This window comes from Deltaproteobacteria bacterium (genome assembly GCA_026712905.1).
In the GTDB taxonomy this organism is placed as follows: domain Bacteria; phylum Desulfobacterota; class Binatia; order UBA9968; family JAJDTQ01; genus JAJDTQ01.
The window spans coordinates 1-8,262 of sequence record JAPOPM010000144.1 but is presented as its reverse complement, the minus strand read 5'-3'; the positions used below and the strand labels follow the sequence as shown (position 1 = coordinate 8,262).

8 protein-coding genes and 2 pseudogenes are annotated in these 8,262 nt (G+C 57.0%); 3 read left to right on the top strand and 7 right to left on the bottom strand.

Annotation, left to right across the window (positions count from 1 at the left end):
• On the top strand, window positions 1-294 hold a 294-nt coding region (locus OXF11_11250; protein MCY4487672.1), incomplete at its 5' end, for a hypothetical protein.
• A 912-nt stretch (window positions 295-1,206) separates the two neighbouring features.
• Here OXF11_11250 and OXF11_11245 read toward each other — a convergent pair.
• Together OXF11_11245 and OXF11_11240 are read right to left on the bottom strand one after the other, a co-directional pair.
• The gene (locus tag OXF11_11245) at window positions 1,207-1,857 is read right to left on the bottom strand and encodes an ankyrin repeat domain-containing protein (GenBank protein ID MCY4487671.1); all 651 of its coding nucleotides are present in this window, start codon (window positions 1,855-1,857) and stop codon (window positions 1,207-1,209) included.
• A 16-nt stretch (window positions 1,858-1,873) separates the two neighbouring features.
• Window positions 1,874-2,109, bottom strand: a pseudogene (locus OXF11_11240) (DUF3883 domain-containing protein).
• 289 nt (window positions 2,110-2,398) lie between these two features.
• Between OXF11_11240 and OXF11_11235 the strand changes: the two are divergent.
• Window positions 2,399-4,030, top strand: coding sequence for an RNA-directed DNA polymerase (locus OXF11_11235; protein ID MCY4487670.1), 1,632 nt, complete (start codon window positions 2,399-2,401; stop codon window positions 4,028-4,030).
• 178 nt (window positions 4,031-4,208) lie between these two features.
• A complete protein-coding gene (locus OXF11_11230; protein MCY4487669.1) occupies window positions 4,209-4,790 on the top strand; it encodes a hypothetical protein in 582 nt (193 codons plus the stop codon).
• Window positions 4,791-4,929: 139 nt separating this feature from the next.
• On the opposite strand, the pseudogene OXF11_11225 reads toward OXF11_11230, so the two are convergent.
• From OXF11_11225 to OXF11_11205, 5 genes and pseudogenes are all read right to left on the bottom strand, one after another.
• A pseudogene (locus tag OXF11_11225) lies at window positions 4,930-5,103 on the bottom strand (IS3 family transposase).
• Window positions 5,104-5,389: 286 nt separating this feature from the next.
• Entirely contained in the window at window positions 5,390-5,617 is a 228-nt protein-coding gene (locus OXF11_11220; GenBank protein MCY4487668.1) for a hypothetical protein, read from the bottom strand.
• Window positions 5,618-5,680: 63 nt separating this feature from the next.
• Entirely contained in the window at window positions 5,681-7,081 is a 1,401-nt protein-coding gene (locus OXF11_11215) for a DNA methyltransferase (protein MCY4487667.1), read from the bottom strand.
• Between the two features lie 108 nt (window positions 7,082-7,189).
• Window positions 7,190-7,447, bottom strand: coding sequence for a hypothetical protein (locus tag OXF11_11210; protein MCY4487666.1), 258 nt, complete (start codon window positions 7,445-7,447; stop codon window positions 7,190-7,192).
• Window positions 7,448-7,935: 488 nt separating this feature from the next.
• A partial coding sequence (locus OXF11_11205; protein ID MCY4487665.1) for a tyrosine-type recombinase/integrase occupies window positions 7,936-8,262 on the bottom strand: 327 nt, incomplete at its 5' end.

The following is an 8,262-nucleotide window of genomic DNA, read 5'->3' as shown; positions in this document are numbered from 1 at the left end:
ATTGCCGACGAGTTGGTGGAATCAACCGCTGAGGTGCTAGTCACATTGGGCGATGATCCCCTTAAGTGGTTTGGGACGGCGTTCGGTACCAAGGCTTCACTCGAAGCGTACGGGAAGGCCTCGCAGTCCTACGGCCTGCTGCACGATCTCGTCATCAAGGGTCGTGCCCTAAAGCTGTTGCCGCTCGTCCACCCAAGGCAAGCCGCTGGGTTGGGGCACCACGATCCGGAATGGAAAGCTCTTCACAAGAATTGGGTACGGCAAGTGGCTCCCGTGGTGCGCACGAGCCTCTGAATGGCATGCGTAGACGTGGCGTGACTTGAAATCACGCTGGCAGAAATTGAGGGAATGATGGTTGGGGGGTCTACTTCTGGATCGGAAGCGTCAGGTACATGCGAGCGATTGTTCATCGGTTGGGATGTCGGTGGTTGGCACTGCGATACGAATCGGAACAGCCGGGACGCCCTTCTTGTGCTTGATGCGGACAATAGACCAGTCGGTTGCCCTTGGCGTGGTAATCTCCGAAAGGCCATCAACGACAACAGCACGGCTTCCGAATTTGTTTCCGCAATTCTGAAGTTCTGCGGGATCGACCGCACTACTGGCGCTGTGCTGGCCACATTGGCCATCGACGCACCTCTTGGCTTCCCGCACGTACTGACACGCCTGATCGCAAGTAACGAGACGGTTGAGCCCTCTGAATGTTTTGCAGACAATCCGTACCTCTTCCGCCTCACAGAGCGTCGGCTGGTTGCCAAAGATGTCCGTCCGCTGTCGTCCTTACAGCACATGATTGGGAGCCAGACAACCAAGGCCATGCACGTCGTGGCAAAGTATTGTCCACACCGAACACGGGTGGGGGTATGGTCGGACAATGAGTGCCTTCAGGCAATCGAGACCTACCCTAGGCTATGTCGTTCGCGTGCACGTGATGCACTTGAAGCTTTTGAAGCGGGGATGAAGACGTGCATCGGCAAACACTCTGATATACGGGATGCTTGCGTATGTGCCTGGGTCGCACGGAAGTTCGTCCTGTCCCCAGAGGATCTGGAGCCCCCCGTTTGCGAGGCACCGCCCTCAGAGGGTTGGATCTGGGCGCCTACCCCTCAAGGCTAGGTCGAATAGAAACTGTGACGGCCGAACCGTTACCGAACACCGGGCCGCAACAATTGTTCGGTCATGCGGCGGCCTTTCCCGCCCGCTTGGTCACTTGGGCGTGGCGTCGCGCAGCCGCCGCAATGCATCGGTTCCCCGCAAAGCATCGGCCCGTAATCTCTTCGCCTGGACGGCCTGGTAGATTCGCGCAAAGTCGAACGCGGTGTCACCGCTGTCGGTCCGTGCGGCAGCGCTCGCGCCGGAGTCGAGAAGGGCGACTATCAATTCTGCTCGACCGTAGCCCGCGGCGTAGTGCAGCGGCGTCAAGCCATCCCTGGTTCGTGCGTCGACCTTCGCACCAGCGGCGATCAGGGCGTTCACCGCGTCCATCATACCAATAAGCGTCGCCCAGTGCAGCGGCGTCAAGCCCTCCCTGTCTCGCGCGTCGACCTTCGCACCAGCAGCGATCAAAGCTTTTGCCGTGATCCCGAGAGCCTTTAACTCCTCCGCCCGGCCAGTGTACGGCACCCACACCGTGCGGAGCAGCGGCGTCAGGCCATCATTCCCCGTTCGCCCCGTTCGTGCGTCGACCTTCGCACCGGCGGTGATCAGGGCGTTCACCGTGTCCTTGGCCTTCAGTATCGTAGCCTCACGTAGAGGGATCTCCGCGAAAGATTTCGGGCGCGCTGCATAGTACAGCGGGGTCGCGCCGTAGTCGGTTCGTGCGTCGACCTTCGCGCCCGCGGCGATCAAGGTTTTCACAATGTCCGTCTTGCTCAAGGATGAAGTCGTCGGGCTTGTTCACGGAGTAGAGGATCTCGTTGAGATCGACCGTGATGGAGACCGTTCCGCTGATGCGGCCCTTGACCTCGATGAATAGAAGCTTGCCGGTTTCCGCCACCCGCTCTCGATGTAGTACCCCACCTTCTCGAATTCGTGACCGGTGGGCTCGAAACCCAAACCCCGCTCAACATCCATAATGACTATCGCCCAGGCGTGCGCCGCAGACGCCTGGATGCCCCCACGGTCGGTCTTCTGGTTGCCACAGGCGATCACCCACGCGCCCTCGCACCGCTCCTACTCGTCGACGTTACGGTCGAGCACCAACTGGTAGAGGGTCTCAACCGACCGGTACGCATCAAGCCCACAGACATGGTGCGTTGGCCCAGATGCGTTGCCCTGAAGTCGCCTGTCGCAGCACCTCCCCGCCCCGTAGGCTGAAGATCGCGAAAAAAGCCTTTTCGTGTTACCTCTGAGATCAGTTTCTGTGTTGAGGGAAACTCCGAGGCCACGAGGTTAACGAATGGCGGAAATCACCGTAGACCACTTCAAGCGTGCCGTTGCGGACATTGGTGTGCACGGGGATAACGATACTCTCCCGTTTGATATTGACAATAGATTCATTAACGAGTGCCAAGACGAGTTAGCGACTCTGGCACATACCTATTTTGTCAAGCTTGAGAACGGCTCTCGCAAAGCGGCAACACGGGCTATCAATGCTCTGCAGATCTTCTCCGAACGACTTCTGGTTCCTACCGGACCCAGCGGTTTCCGCATTACAACAAAAATACACCCTTTCTGGAACATTTATATTAACGGACTCGGTGTCGCGATAGCCGCGAAACACGAAGCACAGCGTAGCCTCAATGCGCATTCGTATCGTTATGTAGTTGACGGGGAGGGATTGTTTGATCGCAATAGATCATGGAGAGCATATCGTCAATGCACAATCTCGTCGAAGCATTGGTACGGCGATGATGCAGTTGTAATTCAAACTGATATTTCAAGTTTTTACGAACACATTTATCATCATAGACTAGAGAGCTGCATCAACGACCTGTTCCCGCCCGACTCCACCGTGGCGACCCAAATCGCTCGTTTTCTGAGTAAGTTTGCATCAGGCCGATCATTTGGTCTACCGGTAGGCGGTCAATGCGCTCGTATTCTAGCTGAGGTTTTGATGTCGGCTGTTGATAATATACTTACCGACGAGGGCATCATCTGGCATCGGTACGTTGATGACTTCACCATCATGGCCCAATCGCAGGAAGACGCATACCGAGCGTTGGCGGTCCTTTCTCATGCCTTGGCAGATTACGGCTTGTCGCTTAACCGGACCAAGACGATCATTCTAAAGGCGAAACACTATCTAGACTACGTCAACACACAGTTGGCTCCGGGGACCGATGAAGCCGGGGCGCTCCGACAAATGGACCTTCATTTCGACCCTTATTCGGATACGGCGCACGCGGATTACGACGAACTCAAGGACACCGTCCGAAAACTTGACGTGCCGGCGCTGTTGGAATTGGAAACGACAAAGGGACAACCGGATTCCCTTTTGGTGGCGCAAATCGGCAGAAGTTTGAGATTTCAAACGCCCGAGGTTGCTCTTCAGCTCTGCGCCACTTTGCTCGATCGGAAGAACCTGAACGCATTTCGGGGATCCTGGTCGAGAATTATGAGGGGAGTGGCCGCGATCCGAGGAGAGCCGGAATACAAAACGATATTTGCCGATCTCGATGTGCTGTTGGACGAAATACTCAAACATTCAAGAAGCTTGCTCGTGCCGGAGGTAAATTGCTTACATTACCTGAGGACCATTAGATTCGGGCGAACAACCACACGGGCCAAATATGTGGTTTCAGTCTATAACGACACATCTTCTGAGACGGTACGGAGAGGGTGTATAGAATGCTGGTGGTCTTGGCGTGATCGGCCCAACTTCATTCGGCGCAGAAATCAATGGCAAACACTCGGTGCGCAAGAACAAAGGATGTTATGGCTCGCCGCTGGAGATTTTGGGGAAGAAGGAAAGAAGACTCAAGACCAGCTTCGGACGTCCTTGTCCCAGGCATGGCAATTGGGGATAGAACGTCGGCGGCAACAGACGTTCGGTGAACTGTACACGGAGTGGGCGGAAAGTGCCTTATAACCGGTCTCCTGTTGCGGATCCGCGGACAGTGGCTCGGGAGATCCCGGGGATATGCGACTCGATGTTTCCACAACTAACAGGTGGACTGGTAGCACAGTTGAACCGGAGAACGCATTCGTGTGCAGGCGTTGAACCGATTCCGTATGACATGGTCAGCGCTAGTTCCGTCAAGCCCTCCATGCTGTTTGAACTCGCTGTCGCCAGGGGGCAGCAAATTGTGACGGGACGGGCGGAGGCCGACTGGGGCGAATGTTTGAGTATTGCGACAGACCGACAGAAGCGGCATTTCGACGCACAAATTCCCCGCGCGCTAGGGGAAGTGGATATGGCGGTAGCGGAGTGGGTCGGGGGCAATTTGGCCCGGATGCTGGACCACCTTCGCGTCGAGAATCCAGGTGGCGACTTGGTCCACTCTCCTCGTATTGTAGGATATCAATGGATTTCGTCCAGTGAAGGTGATTTTGCGCTGGGCCAACGGCTTGTTGAAGTCAAATGTACGAGTGGCAACTTTGGCTCAGCGGACTTCCGACAGGTGTTAATGTATTGGTTGCTAAGTTATGCAGGGTCCGTTGAACGGGATTATAGGGAGTGGGAAGACTGTGTTCTCTTAAACCCACGACTCAATCACATGCTAGAAATTTCGTTTGACGAGGTGATCGGCCTTTCGGGCGGTGGAAGGTCGAAGGTGGAGATACTGGAGATGTTCGCTTTTGTTGTTGGAGAGTATGGGCTCAAGGCAGTGTCTGACTTTGACCTTTGATCTGATCTGGTCCCACTCTGTGGGACAATTTGGCTGCAGAAATAGGGTGTATTCCAGTGTAATGGATCATGCCGCCCAGGTCCTGGACGCCGTCGGGGACTTTGTGGAGGTAGACGGCCTCCTACTTGAGGGAGCGTCACAGGCGCTCGATGAAGATGTTGTCCATGCACCGGCCCCTGCCATCCCTGGAGATGGCGACACCTGAGTCTTTGAGCACGGAGGTGAACTCGATGCTGGTGAAGTGGCTGCCGTGGTCGGTGTTGAAGATCTCGGGGCGACCGTAGCGCTGGGGGGCTTCTGTGACGGCGGGGACGCCCGGAGAACCCAAAGTATCAGGAGACCGTTCGCATTGACGCCCCACCTGAAGCCGTAGCCAAGTCCATCATGAAGCGCCCGCCGAAGGCCGGAGCCGGGTGGCGCTACCTTAAACCGGGAAGCGGGGCGAAGGTGGAACGGAAGTAATGTTTGCGATTGGTGTGTGGGAGTTGCTCATGTTGCTGGCCTTGCTGGCGGCTGTGTGTATGCCAGTGATGGTATTGGTGTGGATACTGCGCAGACGCCGATGAACCTTGGGTAAACTGCTATATAATTCCCAAACGTTAGTCCTCAGCCTTTAGCAGCTTGAACGAGTCCCGGCCGTTCCTGGTGAGAGCAACTTTGCCGCTTTCTGTCCTTATGACAAATATGCGCTCTGCAACCAGTTCATCAAACGCCGGTATCAATTCGGGTGGCGGAGAATAGTCTGTCTCCACCATTGCTGCACCTGATACCGTCTCCCCGATTTGTATGAGCACGGCCTCTCTATCCGCCAGTTTATCCCTTTCCATGTTAAACGCCCCTTTCCTTTAGTCATCCCCTTATCAATCCAGTGAAAAAGCTTGCCGCTTCCTTCATGTCCGTGACCCCTGTTGCCGTAGGCCCTCGCGCACTAGTACGGCGATAAACTCTTCCTGGCTCCGTGTTCCTTTCATCGAGTTGCAGGCCCCACAAAGTAGTTGCAGGTTGGTCAGGTGGTCCGTCCCGCTCTTCGACTGTGGCACCACGTGGTCAATCGTCATGTTGCGGAACGGGAACGCCATGCGGCACCCGGCGCATAGCCCTTCCTGGATGCCGAAAAGGGTATGCTTGTGCGTCTTGTAGTTTGGCACCTTGCCCTGGTCCAGACGGCGCGGGAGGTCCAGTCGGTGGCGCACGTCATAGAACAGACCCATTTCCTTGCGTAGTCGGAGCTTCACAAGGTCAGCGGCCTTCGAGGACAAATCAATCCCTACCCACTGGCGTCCCAACTTTTCAGCCGCGACACAGGCCGTGGCACAGCCACAAAATGGGTCCAAGATGACCTGTCCCTTGTCGGAGCTGGCGTTTATGATGCGCTCCAGTAGGGCAATGGGCTTTTGGGTAGGGTAGCCTACGCGCTCTTTAGCCTGTGAATTTACTGGCGGAATGTCGGTCCAAATATCTGACGGGACCTGGCCTGGACTTGCAGCCAGATACCGTTTGAGTTCAGGGGTTCCTTTGGAAGTAAACGCGATCAACCCTGCTTGATCGAGCATGTCTAGACGTGCTAGAAGGCTTTGTTCGGCTCGATAGCCGGGGATCATATTCTCCTCAATCCAAGCAGCATAATCCCCGGTTCGCGGGACACTCCAACAGCGCCCAATGTCGGTAGGATTCCAGTCTCTCCATGCCTCGCCCGCCTCGCCTTCGCTGACCCCCGGTCCCGTAAGATCGCCCGTTCGATAAAGACCCCTATGGTCTTTGTGCCGGTACTTGGACGACACATTGGCATCAGCCAAGGGAACACGACAAGAATTCCGGCGTATCCGAGTACCATAAAACAGCAGCCGGTCTCCTACACGTCCGAACGCTGTCGCATCGTTATGCGAGGAATTGCGTCGCCACACGATTTCGTTTCGGAACGAGCCAGTCCCGAACACGGCGTCCATGAGCGTCTTGAGATAGTGGCTAGCTGTCGGGTCACAGTGCAAGTAGATCGCCCCCGTGGATTTCAGCAGTCGCCGCATTTCCATAAGCCGGACGGCCATCATGATAAGGTAGGACTTCATCCCCTTCCCGTGGGCATACCCGGCAGCGTCAATGATGGCGTACAGGGTCGGGTCCCGGTCGGCTATCTCGCCGTGCCACGCTTCATCTACATCGTCCAGGGTCCACGTATCCTTGAATGCCGCCCCGGCAGCTTCCGAGCCGATAGGCGCGGCATAGTTCTTGTTGGAGTTGAAGGGCGGGTCCAGGTAAATCAGGTCTACAGACTCGGAGTTCATGCCCCGCATGATGTCCAGGTTGTCTCCGGTCCAAAGGGTGCGATTCTGCCAGTTAGGAGCGCCCATAGTCCTGGAAGCGTGTACCAAAGGGCAAAGGATTACAAACCCGCTTTGGCCTTAGTCGTCTCCAATCAAGCCCGTAACCGCCGCCGCCTCGCCTACGGGCATACCTGCGCCCACCAGGGATTGAAAGGCTCTTGCCCTTCCTTGAATGTCGCTGGCGTGAAGCCCGGACAGGTCCAGGGAAACGTCCATTTCGAGCTTGTCTGAAAGCTCTTGCGCCACCAGCTTAGCCACAGCATCAACCGATCCATGCAAGAACCGCCGCCACGCTTCACGGGAAGCCGTCCTTTCGCCCTTGCTCACCAGTTCCACGGGAACCCCGCACGCTGACAGAATCGACAACGCCGCGTCACTCCGTAGTACGATTTGAGATTCCGGCGGATTCATCCCAAGCCGTCTAGGCGTCCAGTCCTTCGACTGTGAGCTGAGGTGGTCCTGGTTTGTAGGACAAGATGGCGGCGGAGTAAAGGTGTATTCCGGATGATCGGTCATTACCGCCAGAATCCTGCAGAGGGGCAGACGACGTGTGCGGCTCAGCCTGCCTCTCCAGCGGCATTCCCTTGTCGTAGGGTTCGGGCGAGTGGAGTCGGCCAGGACGGAGTGAAGCCATTCGGTATTGTCAAACGGTATCCATCGGGCGATGACCGTTGGGCTTGGAAGCCTTCTGAGAATTCTTGCAGTTAGACGGCTTCGGACACAAGCGAGCGCGAGCGGCGCGCTCGCTGAAGATGTTGTCCATGCAACGGCCCCCGCCGTCGATGGAGATGGCGACGCCAGCGTCTTCGAGGGTTCCAGGCTGGTCAACTGGCTGCCTTGGTCCGCGTAGCGCTCCAGGGCTTCCGTGAGGGCGTCTGTGCTTGGTCCCCGCCGCCGACCGGGTATCCCTTGAGGATGTCGGCGGCGATGCTGTCGGATACGCGGACGGCGGACTCGCGCACCGACTCCCGCGCCAGATGCGCGTACCGCGCGGTGGTCTCCACCTTCGTGTGACCCAGGAGCTTCCCGATCATGGTCAGCCCCTCGCCGAGCGCCAGCGCCCTGGACGCGAACGAGTGGCGGCAGTCGTGGAGCCGCACGTCCTCCAGCTTCGCGCGCTTGCGGATCCGGTCCCAGGGGTCGTTCAGGTT